8 protein-coding genes are annotated in these 16,877 nt (G+C 45.7%); 7 read left to right on the top strand and 1 reads right to left on the bottom strand.

The genetic code is table 11. The features are described from left to right. Positions 1 to 68 precede the first annotated feature (68 nt). The 5 genes from WH96_RS00050 to WH96_RS00025 all read left to right on the top strand — a co-directional run bounded on the left by WH96_RS00050 (position 69) and on the right by WH96_RS00025 (position 5,894). The gene (locus WH96_RS00050) at positions 69 to 1,391 is read left to right on the top strand and encodes an acetyl-CoA hydrolase/transferase family protein (RefSeq protein WP_047762114.1); all 1,323 of its coding nucleotides are present in this window, start codon (positions 69 to 71) and stop codon (positions 1,389 to 1,391) included. 157 nt (positions 1,392 to 1,548) lie between these two features. Continuing rightward, the gene (gene panB / locus WH96_RS00045) at positions 1,549 to 2,319 is read left to right on the top strand and encodes a 3-methyl-2-oxobutanoate hydroxymethyltransferase (RefSeq protein ID WP_047762113.1); all 771 of its coding nucleotides are present in this window, start codon (positions 1,549 to 1,551) and stop codon (positions 2,317 to 2,319) included. Between the two features lie 575 nt (positions 2,320 to 2,894). Further along, positions 2,895 to 3,116, top strand: a complete 222-nt coding sequence (locus WH96_RS00035; RefSeq protein WP_125911835.1) for a hypothetical protein — start codon at positions 2,895 to 2,897, stop codon at positions 3,114 to 3,116. A 42-nt stretch (positions 3,117 to 3,158) separates the two neighbouring features. Next, a complete protein-coding gene (locus tag WH96_RS00030; RefSeq protein WP_047762110.1) occupies positions 3,159 to 3,515 on the top strand; it encodes a hypothetical protein in 357 nt (118 codons plus the stop codon). 75 nt (positions 3,516 to 3,590) lie between these two features. After that, positions 3,591 to 5,894, top strand: coding sequence for a molybdopterin guanine dinucleotide-containing S/N-oxide reductase (locus WH96_RS00025; protein WP_047762109.1), 2,304 nt, complete (start codon positions 3,591 to 3,593; stop codon positions 5,892 to 5,894). Positions 5,895 to 5,968: 74 nt separating this feature from the next. Here WH96_RS00025 and WH96_RS00020 read toward each other — a convergent pair whose 3' ends face one another. Continuing rightward, positions 5,969 to 6,817, bottom strand: a complete 849-nt coding sequence (locus WH96_RS00020; RefSeq protein WP_047762108.1) for a trypsin-like serine peptidase — start codon at positions 6,815 to 6,817, stop codon at positions 5,969 to 5,971. Positions 6,818 to 7,146: 329 nt separating this feature from the next. Here WH96_RS00020 and WH96_RS00015 point away from each other — a divergent pair, with 329 nt between their 5' ends. Both WH96_RS00015 and WH96_RS00010 read left to right on the top strand, forming a co-directional pair. Then, entirely contained in the window at positions 7,147 to 8,070 is a 924-nt protein-coding gene (locus WH96_RS00015; protein ID WP_047762107.1) for an OmpA family protein, read from the top strand. 405 nt (positions 8,071 to 8,475) lie between these two features. Continuing rightward, a partial coding sequence (locus WH96_RS00010; RefSeq protein ID WP_047762106.1) for a T1SS-143 repeat domain-containing protein occupies positions 8,476 to 16,877 on the top strand: 8,402 nt, incomplete at its 3' end.

Here is a 16,877-nt window from a genome sequence, read left to right as displayed (position 1 = left end):
TTCTTATTCTACTTATACATTTTATTATAATTCATTCTGATGATGGCGTGTTTTCCTGAGGAAAAATTATGACTGCAGCGCAAGAGCTTTATCTTGAAAAATTAATGTCTGCCTCTACAGCAGCACAGATAGTAAAAGATAAGAGTAACCTTATGATTTCTATGGGAGTATCGATGCCTCCGGCCTTAATGCAGGCGGTTGCTGATCGTGCAGTGAGTGGAGATCTGACATATTTGAAAACGTATTATATGCATGCCAGTTCTCATGCTGGTGAGACAATTCTCGACCCCAAAGTGATGTCTGTTATCAAGCCGCATTCACTCTTTATGAGTAGCCATGACCGGCAGATTGAAAAGCTTGGGTTGGAGCGGGGTAAACGCTGGCTGGAATATATTCCAAGTACCTTTCACCAGGTTGGGCGCCTCATGAGCGAGACGTTGGGGGCAGATTGTTTTATTGCGACAGTTTCTCCCATGGATCGACATGGATATTTTAGCCTTGGAACGAATAGTGATTATGGCACCACAGTTGCTCGAAGTTGCGGGAAACTGATTGTTGAAGTTAATGAGGAGATGCCGAGGGTTTTTGGCGAAGCCCTTATTCACATATCAGAAGTGGACGCCATTGTAGAAAACCACGTTCCGCTTCAGGAAGTTTTGCCATCTGCACCGCAAGAGGTGGATGAGATCATTGCCAGACAAATCGTCGAGCTAATTCCCGACGGGGCTACCATCCAAATGGGGGTTGGCGGTGTACCAAATGCTGTGGCTGGTTTTCTGGTAAAACACAACGATTTGGGGCTACACAGTGAACTGTTGTCACCGGGGATTATGGATCTGATAAAAAGCGGTGTTATCAATGGTCAACGCAAAACACTGCACAGGTTGAAACACTTGTTCACTTTGGCGCTGGGTAATAAAGAACTCTATGATTTTATGGACGATAATCCATCGCTTGCGGGATATCCGGCTTCTTATATTAATGACCCTACAATTATTGCCCAGAATGAAAATATGATTTCCGTTAATTCAGCGTTGCAGGTTGATTTAACCGGACAAATTAATGCCGAGTATCTAAGAGGGCGAGAATTTAGTGGACCCGGCGGGCAACTCGATTTTGTGCGTGGGGCCTATGCGTCTCGTGGCGGTAAATCTTTTGTTGCTCTGCATTCAACGGCAAAAGCGGGTAGTGTTTCGCGGATTGTATCTCAGCTGGACGGCCCTGCAACAGATCCTCGAATGGATACGCACCATGTCGTCACGGAATATGGAATGGTTGATTTGAAAGGGTTGTCACTTTCCCAAAGAGCAGAATCTCTTATTGCTATTGCCCATCCGGATTTCCGAGATGAATTGAGAGAAGCGGGTAGGGTACGCGGATTGTTAAGCTGATTCCAAGGTTAATTGTCAGGGTTGATTGTACTGTCACAATTGAGGTGTGTTATAATTATATGACAGGCTTTGTTGCGGTGCACAATCGATCTGGTTATAGTGCCTTTCACGCGTCATTAGGCACGAGAACTATTTGCAGTACTACAGAGATCTAAAAATGGCAAAACGCACAACTATCCCACAGATTATGCGCCTTAAGGGGCAACGTCCTATTGTAAGCCTGACGGCCTACACGGCATCGTTGGCTAATTTGTTGGACGAACATGTCGATTTCTTATTGGTCGGGGATAGCATGGGGATGGTTATCTATGGGATGCCCAATACGCTGAGTGTGACTCTGGATATGATGATTGCCCATGGTGCGGCAGTCGTGCGTGGCAGTAAAAAAGCATGTGTGATTGTGGACATGCCCTTTGGTAGTTATCAGGCGTCCCCAGTACAGGCTTTTGAAAATGCAGCACGTATTATGGCAGAGACAGGTTGTGCGGGGATCAAGCTTGAAGGCGGCCTGGAAATGGCTGAAACTATCACATTCCTCGTAGAACGAGGTGTGCCAGTTTTGGCCCACGTGGGGCTGTTGCCACAGCATGCCAACAGAGTGGGCGGTTTCCTGACACAGCGTGATGAAGAAAAGATTTTGGCTGATGCTCATGCAGTTACTGAGGCCGGAGCCTTTGCGACGGTTATTGAGTGTACTGAACCTGCAATTTCGCGCCGTATAAGTGAAGAGATTGCAATTCCGACAATTGGTATTGGGGCTGGGTCAGATTGCGATGGCCAAATCCTGGTGACTGAGGACATGATCGGACAGGGAACAGGTTACGTGCCTTCCTTCGTTCGTCGATATGCACAGGTGCATGAAGACATTACCAAGGCGGTACAGAATTATGCCAATGATGTTCGTAACAGGGATTTCCCCAATAACTAATGGCCAACAACTAATCAGAAGTGTCATTAGCTAACAACGAGCAATCGCTCGGATGACCTTGTGCTATTAGTTCCTGCATCTGTCACCGTGATAATGGCGTTCTTCCTTAATTCTATTCCCGTGCCACTGCTGCCAGTACAGACCATTGATACTAATTTTTTGATTTGTTGAAAAACAGGCAAACTTGATGGTTTGGAACAATCACGAGGTCTTCAATCTTACCGACTATTGTCTTGGCACTGTTTATGTAAGGTTTCTGCTTTTTGTGACTTTCTGTTTTGCCCTGAGCAAACAGGTTGTCATTTTCAAACATAATCCCTGCATTGCCGAAATAGGGATCCAATGTTTCAAGATCCTGATCTAGATTAAGCAGGCGGATCTGATCTGATCTTTCATACAGGTTTCGAAATCATCTAAAAAGGTTTTACCGTTTATGGGTGGTCGAATTTTCTTTTATGATCTCATTGGCTCTGACATAAGGGCATCAGGAGTGAGATTGTCGATTTATGTCTGCTTTCTTGCCGTGACTTTAACCGTGACGTTATAAGCAACACATTATGAATGAGATTATGAACATGAGTGAAAGAAATACAGAAAGTGATGAGCTCCTTGATGGTTTGAGAGATGAGCTGGTAGAATTTGGTGCCGAAGACCTGATCGTGTTTGGCTTGAAGTACACAGACGATGATGAAATTGATCTTTCCATCTGGGATTCTTTGGGCGATCCAGAGCTTGTAGCGGATCTTTTGGAAGATTATGTAAAAGCCTATCGTCGTGAGAACAAGCCCAAAAAATAATTGATCTGATTGATCGGAATTTAAAAGATAAAGAACGAAGATATGAGTGAAACCGAAACCAAAGATGAAGAGTTTTCCTGGGATGCAACGGTTACTTTGCATGGTAGTGAGGTTGTTATTCCGCTAAAAAACTCTGTGATTAAGCAGGAAATAGAAGATCAGATTTCGATTAAGGGTTCACATCGAAAAGCGATTTTGCGATCTACTGTTAAGAAGTTTTCTGCTTGCTTGAAAAAAGGCGTAGAAAATTTGCAGGGTGAAGCTTTGAAGGAATTTCAGTGGAATGCTTTTATTCTATTGATTGATGACATTATTGCCAACCGCCACATGGCAATGAGATCTGATGCATCTTTGGTTGAAGGCGCAATCGCTGATCCTCGATTGCAGGCGCCAAAGTAAATTCTGGGTTGTTCCCGGATCTAGCAAGCTGTTGTGTATTCTAGTGCTTAATAGTCAAAGCAAGAGTGTTGTAAGATGGAGAAAAGGTTAACGGCTTCCCACTGGGGAACTTATTATCTTTCTGTTGACCAAGGAAAAATTACGGCTGTTGATCCTTATGAAATGGATCCAGATCCATCTGCTATAGGTCAATCATTTGTTGATGGTATACAACACCCGTGCCGGGTAAAGCGTCCTGCTGTACGTAAAAGCTACTTGGAAAAAGGCCCCGGTGCCGCAACGGATAAGCGTGGGGCCGAACCTTTTGTCGAGGTAGAATGGGATACTGCTTTTGAGCTTGTAGCCAAAGAACTGGATCGTGTTCGAACTGATTTTGGTAATCAATCAATTTTTGCTGGGTCTTATGGATGGGCCAGTGCTGGACGCTTTCATCATGCGCCGAGTCAAATTCACCGCTTTATGAATTCTATTGGTGGGTACACAAAATCTGTGAATACCTACAGCTATGCTGCATCTGAAGTAATTCTCCCCCATGTCGTTGGTATGATGGATTGGTTACTGTCACAGCATACGTCCTGGCCCGTATTGGAAAAACATTGTCAGTTGATGGTAATGTTTGGTGGCGTGGCCCTGAAAAACGGGCAGATTAACGCTGGCGGTGTTGGCCGCCATTCGGCAAGGGAAGGCCTGCTTGCTTGTAAAAAAGCGGGAACAAAGTTTGTTAATTTCAGCCCGATCCGTGAAGATGTCGACGATGCGTTGGATGCCCAGCACTATCAACTCGTGCCCAATAGTGATGTCGCCATCATGCTTGCCTTGGCATACCATCTTTATGATGGCGGGCGACACGATCAGGAATTCTTGAATAAATACTGTGTTGGATTTGATCAGTTCAAGCCGTACCTGTTGGGAAAAACTGACGGGCAAGCCAAAGACGCTGACTGGGCCGAGAGGATTTCAGGTGTTGAAGCTTCGGTTATCCGCGATCTTGCTATCGAAATGGCGACTAAACGAACGATGATCACAGCCAGTTGGTCACTTCAACGTGCGGATCATGGTGAGCAAACACATTGGATGGCGATTGTTCTTGCGGCAATGCTGGGGCAAATCGGCTTGCCAGGTGGTGGCTTTGGGCTTGGTTATGCCGGCGTTAATGGTGTGGGACATCAATTCCGAAACTTTACCTGGGCGTCGTTAGACCAAGGTGTCAACAACGTCTGTGATTTTATCCCCGTGGCTCGGATCAGTGATCTACTGTTGAATCCCGGAGGGCGTTTTTCTTATAACGGTCAGGACTATATCTATCCAGACACCAAAGTGGTTTATTGGGCAGGTGGTAATCCATTCCATCATCATCAGGATTTGAACCGTCTGCTGAAGGCATGGCAAAAACCGGATAGCATTATTGTTCATGAACAGACATGGAACGCCCTATCCCGTCACGCTGATATTGTTTTGCCTGCGACAATGACAGCCGAACGTAACGATATTGTCTGTGCCAAACGGGACGATGATATCTTTGCCTTGAAACAGGTTGTTGAACCTGTTGGCGAAGCGAAAAACGATTACGATATCTTTTGCGGGATTGCACGTTCTATCGGTGCTCTGGACCGTTTCAGCGAAGGTCGGGATGAAATGGATTGGCTTAAGCTGTTTCACGCTAAAAACCGCCAACGGGCTGCCAGTTTTGGCATTGACATGCCGGACTTTGACAGTTTTTGGGAAGGTGGCGAATATTCACTGCCAGCCGGCAAAGATCTCGTTTTACTTGAAGATTTCCGTAAAGATCCCGAAACTCATAAGCTCAGAACGCCATCTGGCTTGATTGAAATTTATTCTGAGACAGTTGCCTCTTTTAAATTGGAAAGCTGCAAAGGGCACCCGATGTGGCTGGAGCCCAAAGAATGGTTGGGTGGGAAACATGCCAAGAAATTCCCCTTGCACCTTATATCAAATCAACCGGCAACTCGCCTTCATAGTCAGTTAGATCATGGAAAAGCCAGTCAGGAGAGCAAAGTTTCGGGTCGGGAAGCAATGACAATGCACCCTGATGATGCGCAGGAGAGAAGTCTCAATATTGGTGATATCGTTCGGGTGTATAATGATCGTGGAGCCACCCTTGCCGGATTGATCATTAGCACAATCGTACAGCCTGGTGTTGTTCAGCTACCTACCGGGGCTTGGTACGATCCTGTCGATCCGGGTATGATTGGTAGTTTGGACAAAGCGGGTAACCCCAATGTTCTGACCAGAGATGAAGGATCGTCAGAGTTGGGGCAGGGGCCAACAGCTCACTCTACATTGGTTGAAGTTGAAAAATTTGAAGGCCAGGTTCCAGAGGTCAGTGTCTATACACCTCCCGAAATCATCGGTCTATAGGCGATATTACTGATCAATGTAGTGGGAAAAAGAAGCAAATCTTGAAGTGCTTGTTTCTCTTTGCCTCCAGGACGCTAGGGGCGATGGCTATTGCCCCATCGGTAACGTGCGTTTTTTAGGCTAGCAAAGACCCAGCTATCATTCTTTCTTGGGGCATCATTTTTACTGAAGGCTGCCGAAGAAACCAAATGGTAGGACCCATTTTGGTAAATCAAAGTAGGCAAGGATCTCTGCGCGACATTCGTGCCTCTACATGGGATAGTACCAACGTGGGGGAGCTTTTGTTTGGATAGTTTTTGTGAACATCCGTTGGAAAGACGAACAGCGTGCTCCCAGCCGTTGTGGTAGCCAGCATTAAACATTTTAGCTGACCCTAATCTTAGTTGGTGGCGTACGCCTTTGTTCAGACTTTTTAATCCCAGCCAACCCGTATATTGGCCCAGTGGTTCTTTCAATGTAACGACTGCCCAATCGCCTGCTATGCTGGCAAGGCTATCGGGTGATTTCGGGTTGTAGCTATCAGAAATTTCTATACGGGCGACGTTTGATGATGCCATATGTTTGCCGTGCTGGTAGGCGGCACGATAGTGGAGTTCATTCTTGTTCCACCATCTCTTTTCCGCCTTGTTATAAAGGCAATTTGCCTGGGTAAAGAGATGTTTCTTTCCAATCATGACGCCAGTGCAATGGCGCTTGCCGCCAATATTTAGGCGACCAATTGTACTCCATGGGTAAGTCAGCGCATCGACTGTACCTTTGTTATTTCCCGTATTCTTTAAGAGAGATACTCTCGCGCCTTTTTCATTGTAAAATGATGAAGCTAGTGCAGCAGGTGTTGTTGCGGCTGATAGAATAAGAGCACTTAAACCAAGGGCAAAAGACTTCGATACTTGATTAAACAGGGTTGGATACTTATGAAACATCAACTAAACACACTTCTATTGAAAACTCTGCGGCGAACTCTGTGATGGAAATGAAGGTATCAAGTCGTTTCGGGAAAGGGTGTGACCATTTTGGGATTCTTTTTTTAACGGATTCTTAATAAATTCAGACCTCTATAGCTATTCAGGCTTTAAGTTTAAGGATTGAAAATAAACTAGATTTCGTGCTTGTTCCGTACGGAGATTGGGGAGAGTCTGGCGTGGAAAATATAATTTTTTTTACTATGGCTTGCTCTTAAGAGCTTGAAACGGTATAGCTATTACTGAAATTATTTCTGCTGTGGGTTGCAGCACTCATTAAGGGGTGGACAATGAAAACCAAAAGTTTTCTGTTCGGGGCTGTTGCGGCTGTGATCGCTGCTGCACCGGCAAACGCTGGTCCGCTGGACGCTATGTTCGGTGGCTTATTCGATACTGACAGTGCTCAGGGTCTTGAAGTTGAAGGTGTTCAGTTTAGCAACGCCTTGTACGACGGCTATCTTGCTCTTTCTGAAGAGCGTGATGATAACTGGGATCTGGTAGATGCCGAGCATTTTAATCACAAAGCACGCACTGCTGCGCGCCGTTCTTCCGTGTTGCCAGATGCGCCGGATGATCGTTGGTTGCGCGACGACCAAAAGCCTGAGTTTGCTGATGCGCTTTTGCGTATGCGCAAAGCTTTTGATCGTGGTGGCCGTGTTGTAGCGCCTCAGTTGGCTGCTAAAGCTCAGGTTAATTATGATTGCTGGATTGAAGCAACTGAAGCTGGTCGTTCCGTTCAGTATCAACCGTCAACACGTGGCGCTGAATGTAAAGAAGCTTTCGACGCTGCTATGAACGGTCTCGATGCGCTTGCAACTTTCAAGCTTACGGATTTCCAACCATATATTTCTCCTGCACCAGCTGCTGAAGAAGCACCACTGGCAAGTTCTTTCCTCGTGTACTTCAACTTTGACAGTACGGTTGCGACAGACGCCGGACGTCAATCTTTGGAAGAAGCTCTTTCTGCGGCTCAGGGTAATGATGCAACAACTGTTCGCATGGTTGCTCACGCTGACCGTTCGGGTGCGATTGATTATAACCAAGCGCTTTCTCAGCGCCGCCTTTCCGTTGTGATGGAAGCAATGGCGCGTGCTGGTGTTGATGTGGGACGCATCGTTCCGGATGCTGTTGGTGAGACACAGTCTCTTATCCCAACGGAAGATGGTGTTCGTGAACCAGGTAACCGCGTTGTGGAAATTGATCTGGTTCAATAATCTGATCTCACGATGAAAATTTGACCGTTTAGGTCATCTAAAAGCCCTGCCGATTCGGTGGGGCTTTTTTTGTTATTTTGGCTAGGATTCCATTGGGATGTGTCTCGTTTGGTAATGCTTAAGAAAGGATTCTTTAGCTCTTTGTTAGTTCAAATGTCCTATAAATGCTGTGTATAGGGGGAATTACGTAGTATCGGGGGGTGCTATTTATGGTTAAAATAAAATTAATAAGTTAAACTCATACATATAGATGTAGATTTTGAAGATGATTCACTTGAGTTGAATTCACTTCCTAGTAATATTAACTCAAAGTTTAATGGGCGTCGTGCGCCTTATAAGAATTAAGTGCCGTACCAATTGTACTGAGAGAGGCACAAGACATAGGAACCTTAAGGGGGATTCCAAATGACTGATGATCTTAAACGAAACGATGGTGAAGCAATGGTTGATACAAATGATGTAAATGTCGTTGGGGAAACGGGACGTGATGTACTGGTCGGACAGGCTGCGGGGGCAGTTGATGTTTCAGCGCCAGGCGCAGGAGAGACAGTTAATGTCACTCTTGTCAAAGGACAAAGCGCAAACCTTAACTTCGATGCAACCGCTGCAACGCCAGTTGTCGATGGTAATGATTTCGTTCTGACGTTCGATTCAAACGGTGACGGGGAAGCTGACAGTCGAATTGTTTTCCAGAATTTGGTCGAGGAATCTCAAGGCGCGGATGCGCCTGTTCTTATTATTGGTGGCGTTGAACTGTCTGCCGGTCTTCTGATCGGTCAGGCGCAGGCCCTTGCCGAAGGTGAAACTCTTGAAACTGCAGCTGGTGCAGGTGCTGGCCCAACTGGTGGTGGCGGAAGCACATACAGTGATGATCTCGGTAGTGCGATTGATCTCCTGGATGCGCAAGGTGTTCTCGGCGGTACTCTGCTCGAGTTTGGTCTGCTTGGTGGAAGTGAGGACATTACCGACCCTGCGCAAGGCACGCTTCTGATTAACTTTATTACGACAACAACAGAAGTTGATGAGTTTCCTTCAGGTGGAATATCTGGAACCTTTGCGGGTGGGTTTGAGGATTGGTTGCCAAATCAGCATCTTTCGGGTGGAGATACTGACAGAGATAGTAGCCCATTTGAAGGTGGGAATGGGAGTAACGAGGGTGTGTCTGCAGCAATGCGGATGACGCTAACGTTTACACCTGCTGACAATGAAACACTTGATAGTCTCGTTCTTGATGCCCTTCCCGAAGGAGCACGCCTCTTTATTGGTGGTAATGAAGTTGGTGATGAGTTTACAGGTACATTCCCTGTTACCATTACGCCTGCTGATTTTGATGAAATTTATATCCTGCCGCCGGTTAATTCTGATGCTGATATTACTGTTACCGGATTAGCAACTATTTCTGACCCAGACTCTGGAGAAACTCAAACTCTGAGTTATTCATCTGTTGCTGTTATTGATGCCGTCGCTGATTTGCCGGACGAACTTCGTATCGGCAATGATGATGGTGGTGAAAATGGGGTACAGATACCTACCGATTCGACTACAACTAGATCTGTATCTTCTGACGGTGAAGTTGTTAATTCTGGCAAGGAAGAAGAAATTGTTACAATTCCGGTAACGGTTGATTTTGGTGATTTTGCCGATGATTCTGAAGCACATGAATTGGTGGTCGATGGTGTGCCTGTTGGTTGGGATATTCGCCCTGTTCCAGGTGCTGAAATCTGGCAAATGGATGGTGACAATGTTTACCAAGTGACGTTTGATACTGATGGAAAACCAGTTCTTACACTTGTAACAGATACAACGAACCTTCCAGCTTCTCTTCAGCATCAAATTGCTTTGGCTGCTGGTGAGGTCCCTGCGCCGGGTGCATTAAACCCACTAGAAAATACAATCGGTGATGAAACTGCAGATGATGGTTATGTTCGTTATTTTATTGATGTTTCCGAAAATGTTGATGAAGCGAATGGTGGAAATACTCCTGACACATCAGATGACGGCACAGGAAGCCTGACTACGAATATTTCATTTGCACCAAACGACTGGACCAATAGTCGTTTGCCTGATGGAACACTTCGTGACGGTGATGGTGGAGATCAAGGTGGTCCTGCAACGATTACTGTGCATGCCGTAGCAACGGAAACTCTTCCTGATGAATCCGGGGCTGAAGTTACTGATCCAGATGGAACGCCAGTTGATGAAAACAACCAGGCTGTGACAGGACCAGTTTCTGTTGATATTTCTATCGAAGAAGATGTGCCTGAATTTACATCTCCGATTACACTAATTCACGATGAAACACAGCGTACAGTTAGTGATAAGGGCGTTGGTGTCGATCCTGATTCAAATGATATTGCTGATGTCCCTGCGTCAATACAGACTGTACTTGATACAAGATATAAGGTCTTGAAAGACGACGAAGGTGCCACACTTGGAGAAACCGTCGGTCAGGCTCAAAATACCTTTACTTATGATTTGAAGTCAGATGGCTCTAAAGATGAGGACGATGGTTCGGACTTGACGATTAGTGACGAAGATAACGTTACTAAAATTCGTGACACAGATGCTACCCTTAATGATGATTTAGCAATTCCGGATGATCTTGAAGCAATAACGTTTAATCTGCCAGGTGATGTTGATAGTGGCTTAACGTCTGGTGGTTCTGTGATCACACTTCGTCAAGACCCAGAACAGCCACAGGTGGTCTGGGGGATTGATGCATCTGGCGATGTTATCTTTGCAGTACATATTGATGGTACGCTTGGCAATAATGGGAACACTGGTAACCTTACATTTGTGCAATACGGCCCGATCGATCACGATCAACCGGGCGATGGTGGTGAAGGATCTCATGATGAGAACGCATCATTTAATCTTCCTGTTAAGCTGACAGATGATGAAGGTGATAGCGTAACGGCGACTGCCACCATCAATATCGAAGATGATGGTCCTACAGTTGAAGTCAATGTGAAGGATGACGGTAACGGTCGTGCAACGCTTTCATTGGGTAATAATCTGGATGAATCCATAGGAACGGATACTGGCGATGCGAATGCTGCGTCAGATGATGTGATTGGTAATACTACTCCTGATCCGACAGGAACAAACCCTATTGGCCGTATTGGAACTGCGAGTGACAGTAAGGCGCTTTCTGATCTGTTTAACGTTGTTATTGATGCGGGTACAGATGGTGAGAAATCAGTTGCTCATCAGTTTGAACTGACACTTTCTGAAAACGTAATTGCAACAACACTTTCCGTGACACAGCCTGTAACTGGGGCTCCTTATGCGGACCCTTCTATTGAGCTTGTTCTTGAGGGAGAAGAGATTATTGGTCGCTTCCTTATCTCAGGATCAGAAGCCGGTGGTGATGCTGTTTATGGCACAGCGTTGCGGATATCTCTGGATGATGTGACAAGTCTGGAAAATGCCGATCTGACTGTTGAACAGTATGTTCCAATTGATCATGGTGCAGACAGTAATGATCACGATAGCCTACAGAGCCTACTGACATCGGGCGATGGTGTTGTTGGCCTTAAATTGACAACAACAGTTACCGATGGTGATGGCGATACAGCAACGAGTAATGACACAGTTATTCTTGCTGATAATGAAAACAGTAGTATCGGTATTGAGGACGATGGACCATCCGTTGATGTTTCTGTCAAAACAGTTGGACAAGGTGAAGATGCTGAACCTGTAAGACTTTCTCTGAATAATCTGGATGAATCCATCGGAACGGATACTAATGATGCGAATGCAGCATCTGATGATGTTGCAGGAAATACAGCTTCAGACCCGACAGGAGCAAACCCGATTGGTCGCGTAGGTACATTGGCGAATAGTGGTTCACTTTCCGATTTGTTTAATCGTATCTGGGATGCTGGAACTGATGGTGAAAAAACAGTTGCGCACCAGTTTGAACTGACACTTTCCGGGAATCCAGCGCAGGGCGGTGGCATTGCCACAAACCTTGAGGTTACCCAAGGTACGGGTTCTGATGAGTATGAAGATACAAAAATATATCTGTTCCTAGAGAACGGTCAGATTGTTGGTCGCTTTGATAACAATCCGGGTGATAACAATCCATTTGATGGTATTGCATTACGTATTTCCCTTGATGAGGCTGACAGTCTTGTTAATGCTGACCTAATTGTCGAGCAGTATGTTGCAATCGATCATGGTGGTGACAGTAACGAACACGATAGCTTGCAAAGCCTGTTAACTTCAGGCGATGAATCTTCTGTTGGCCTTAAGCTAACAACGACAGTCACAGATGGTGACGGTGATAGTGCATCAGATAGTGCGACAGTTGTTTTAGCTGATGAAAATAACAGTAGCATTGGCATTGAAGATGATGGCCCGTCCGTTGATGTTTCTGTTAAGACCGTTGGGCAAGGCGAAGATGCCGAACCTGTAACGCTTACATTAAATAGCCTTGATGAATCTACTGGTGAAGATACTGGTGATTTGAATGCGGATTCCGATGACACTGGTGATGTGGTACCTGACCCAACTGGTGAAGATCCGATTGGTCGCGTTCGTACCGCCCGTGACAGCGCTGCGCTTTCTGATTTGTTTGATGTTGATCCAGATGCTGGAACAGATGGTCTTGGTGATCTGGAACATGAGTTTGAGCTAACGCTTTCTAGCGCTGTTGTGGCAACAACACTGTCCGTAACGCAACCGGCAACAGGTTCTCCTTATGCAGATCCTTCTATTGAGCTTGTAATGGATGGTGACGAGATTGTTGGTCGTTTTCTCATTTCCGGCTCTGAAGCGGGTGGTGATGCCGTTTACGGTGTTGCTTTACGTATTTCCCTTGATGATACAGACAGCTTGACAGATGCCGATCTGAAAGTTGAGCAATATGTTCCTATTGATCATGGGGACGATGGTAATGATCATGATAGCATTCAGAATCTATTAACAACTGGTGATGACGTTGTTGGCCTTAAGCTGACAACGACAATTACTGATGGTGACGGTGATACATCTTCTGACAGTGCAACAGTTGTCTTGGCAAACAAGGATGATGGAAGTATCTCGATCGAAGATGATGGACCTGCGATTACTTCGTTTACAACGAAGGACGGTGTTTCAACGAAGCTGACGCTTGACGAGTCATTGGGTGCGGATGTTGGTGACAGCAATGCAGCTGACGAAGAGACCGTTGGCGCGCCAGCTAATGCCATTGGTTATGCGAAGATCTCAGGTACAGATCTGATTAATATTGCAGTTGATGCGGGTACAGATGGAGAGAAATCCCGTGTGTTCTCCCTCACACTGGATGATCAGATTGCGAGTGGTTTGGTTGATACGGCAAGTGGTGAAACTGTTGCTCTGAGCCTGGATGGTGACGTTATTACGGGTACAGCTGGTGGAGAGACAGTCTTTACCATTACAGTTGATCCAGCCACAGGCGGTGTAACCGTTGTCCAGTATCGTGCGCTGAAACATGACAAAACGGATGATCATGATGAGAACTCTGATCCTCTGGAGCTTGCGACAGGTGCGATTAAGTTGGCTGTTACAGTCACGGATGGTGATGGTGATACGGACAGTGAGTCCACTGAACTTGGTGATCTGATCAAGTTTGAAGATGATGGACCTGTAAACACACTTGAAGCAGTTTCAAAAACGGTCGAAGAAGACAATCTTACTGACGGAAACGATGAAGACGCATCTGGTAGCACAGTTGCGACTGGCTCTGTTGCCGGTTTGATTGATTTCGGCTCTGATGGTGCTGCTGCTGGCGGTGGTTTCAGTTTTGCGGATAACCTTACGAACCTGCCCGTTCTCACATCGAATGGTTTGTCTGTTTCCTACGCTGTGTCTGGTGATACGCTGACAGCGTCGACAACGGCTGGCCCAGTCTTCACGCTTAAACTTGAAGCAAATGGTGCTTATACCTTTACACTTAAAGATCAAATTGATCACCATCCGGTAAATGCTGCCGATAATGCGGAAGGCTTCGTCGATCTTGACCTTTCTTCTGCTATTGTGGCAACGGATGGCGATGGCGATAGTGTAACTGTTGATAATGGCTTCACGATACGTGTTCAGGATGACATTCCTGTTGCACTTGAGGATGCTGAAGTAAGCGGTAGCGTTCAGGAAGATGCGCTTGCTGACGGTAACACTGAGACAACAGTTCCTGCGCAAACAACAGTTTCCACTGGTTCTGTTACTGGTTTGTTTAGTGCTGGCGCAGACAACCCGGGTACTTATAGTCTGTTGACAGACACAAATGATCTTCCGGCCTTGAAATCTGGCGGTGTTGACGTTGAATATATAGTTTCCGGCGACACTCTGACGGCAACAGCGGGTGGCAATGAAGTCTTTACGCTGAAACTTGAAGCTGATGGCGGTTATACCTTCACACTCAAAGATCAGATTGATCATGAGAATGATCCGACCAATGACGATGGACAAACTACCACGATTGATTTTGGTTCACTGATCCGCCTGACAGATGCCGATGGCGATTACGTTGATGCCACAGGCAAACTGAATATTTCAATCGAAGACGATATTCCAGAAAACAACGATGTAGCTGCGAAGGTCTTCACTGTACATGAAGACGCACTGAATGGTCCAAGCGGTGGTGATAGCTCACAAGGGAATCCTGATCCTGGTGATACAGAGTTTGCGAGCTTTACGGTTAGTGATCTCGCTAATCATGTTGCCGTAGGTGCTGATGCACCAGCGCGGTTTGAGCTAAACGCTGACATTACCGGTCAAGCTGTGACTACTCCTGATGGAACGCCAATTACATCGAATGGTCATCCCGTCACTTACGTATATGACAACGCAGAACAGATTAGTGGTGTTGCAAACGGTGTTCCTATTTTCCAGTTACAGATACTGAATAATGGTACTTTCAGATTTGATCTTGATGATCAGATTGACCACCTACCAAATATTCCTGCCAATAATGACGGACAAGTTCTTGGTATTGATATCTCGAGCCTCTTAAAAGCCTTTGATGCTGATGGAGACAGCGTCGTTCTGGATAGTGCTGTTACGATAAATGTTCAGGATGATATTCCTGTTGCGAATGTTGGTGCCAAAGTAGAAGGCAGTGTTCAGGAAGATGCGCTTGCTGATGGCAACAGAGAGAATGCCGGGCAAACAACAGTTGCATCTGGATCTGTCTCTGCATTGTTCAGTGTTGGTGCAGATGACCCAGGCACATACAGCCTCTTAACAAATACAAACGCTTTACCTGCTCTCAAATCTGGCGGGGTTGATGTTGAATACTCTGTGTCTGGTGATACTTTAACCGCGACAGCTGGTGGCAACGAAGTCTTTACACTGAAACTTGAGGCTGATGGTACCTATACCTTCACACTCAAAGATCAGATCGATCACGCGAATGATCCGACTAATGACGATAGTCAAACAACAACGATTGATTTCGGTTCGTTGATCCGTTTGACTGATGCTGATGGCGATTATGTTGATGCCACGGGTAACCTGAATATCTCTATCGAAGACGATATTCCTGTTGTTGTTCCATCAAGCACATTGATTGAAGTTCAGGAAGATGCCCTCCCTGATGGCAATAATGAAGGCAGTAAACAAACCTTTACAGATATTAGTTTTGCTGATCTCGCGGCACACGTTTCTTTTGGTGCTGACGCTCATGATTCACTGCCTTTATCTACATTTAACATCAATAGCGCCATTGACGGTACCCCGACTGGCTTAGTATCGGATGACGCAAGTATTGTTTTCAAAATTATCAATTCTGGCCAGGTTTATGGTGTTGTTCCGGACACAAATGGTGGACCGGATAAAGTTGTCTTCACCATTATAAAAAAACCAAACGAGGTTTTTCAGTTTGAACTCTTAGAGCAAATTGATCATCCAGATGACGCCGGAAGTGATGATAGTCAGACTATTGATCTTGATCTTTCAAATGTTTTTGAAGCATTTGATGCCGATGGCGATAGCGTTATAATCGACAGTGGTATTACAGTTCGTATTGAAGACGATATTCCAACTGTTGATATTTCTGACGAAACATCTGTTGTTGAGGGCCAGACACTAACTGGTACCAGGGACGGTGATTTTGGCGCTGATGGTGCTGCAAGTAGTGACAGTGTTGTGATTACGGTTGATGGCGTCAGTGGTACTCACGCGATTGGTGATGCAATTGATGTTCCCGGTAAAGGTACATTGACTATTGTTGATGCCACAAATTGGTCTTTTGCTGCGGATCCTGGTGTTGATCACACAAATGGTAATCCTCAGGTTTCATTTACTGTTGCTGTGACTGATGGCGATGGTGATGTCGCTACAAAAACAGAAACATTTGAAATCACTCCAGCTGTTACGCCGCCGACTGTTACGATCACGACACCTGATGAAATGCCGGATATTTCTGGTGATCAGGCGATCATTAAGGAAGACGGTAGTAAGACTGTTACTGCGACGGTTACAACTGAACAGGATGATATTGTTGATGTTGTCACCCTTACTGGGCTTGATGGTGCCGCGACATACGAAGTTACAATTAATGGTGTTACTGTTTCTGTTTTGGGTGGTAAAGCTGAGCTAGATGTTGCAAGTCTGACAACACCACCGACTTTTGATAAGCAGTCTCTTGATATTCAAATCAAAGTCACCCCAACAGGCGATAGTGATGTTGACTTGGGTACTATTAAAGTTGAAGCAACAGCCGTGGACCCTGGAACAACCGTAAAATCAGCTGCAGTGAATGACAGTATTGATGTTGTTGTTGATGCGGTGTTGGATCAGGGACTTGATGTTGATGGATCCGATGCATCCGTTAACGAGGT

This window comes from Kiloniella spongiae (genome assembly GCF_001026905.1).
GTDB lineage: Bacteria > Pseudomonadota > Alphaproteobacteria > Kiloniellales > Kiloniellaceae > Kiloniella > Kiloniella spongiae.
Note: the sequence above shows the minus strand (reverse complement) of the source record. Positions and strands in the feature narration are given on the sequence as shown.

Excerpts from the sequence above, each read along its gene's own strand:
- WH96_RS00050 (WP_047762114.1), top strand. The coding sequence starts at position 69 with ATGACTGCAGCGCAAGAGCTTTATCTTGAAAAATTAATGTCTGCCTCT.
- panB (WP_047762113.1), top strand. The coding sequence starts at position 1,549 with ATGGCAAAACGCACAACTATCCCACAGATTATGCGCCTTAAGGGGCAA.
- WH96_RS00035 (WP_125911835.1), top strand. The coding sequence starts at position 2,895 with ATGAGTGAAAGAAATACAGAAAGTGATGAGCTCCTTGATGGTTTGAGA.
- WH96_RS00030 (WP_047762110.1), top strand. The coding sequence starts at position 3,159 with ATGAGTGAAACCGAAACCAAAGATGAAGAGTTTTCCTGGGATGCAACG.
- WH96_RS00025 (WP_047762109.1), top strand. The coding sequence starts at position 3,591 with ATGGAGAAAAGGTTAACGGCTTCCCACTGGGGAACTTATTATCTTTCT.
- WH96_RS00020 (WP_047762108.1), bottom strand. The coding sequence starts at position 6,817 with ATGTTTCATAAGTATCCAACCCTGTTTAATCAAGTATCGAAGTCTTTT.
- WH96_RS00015 (WP_047762107.1), top strand. The coding sequence starts at position 7,147 with ATGAAAACCAAAAGTTTTCTGTTCGGGGCTGTTGCGGCTGTGATCGCT.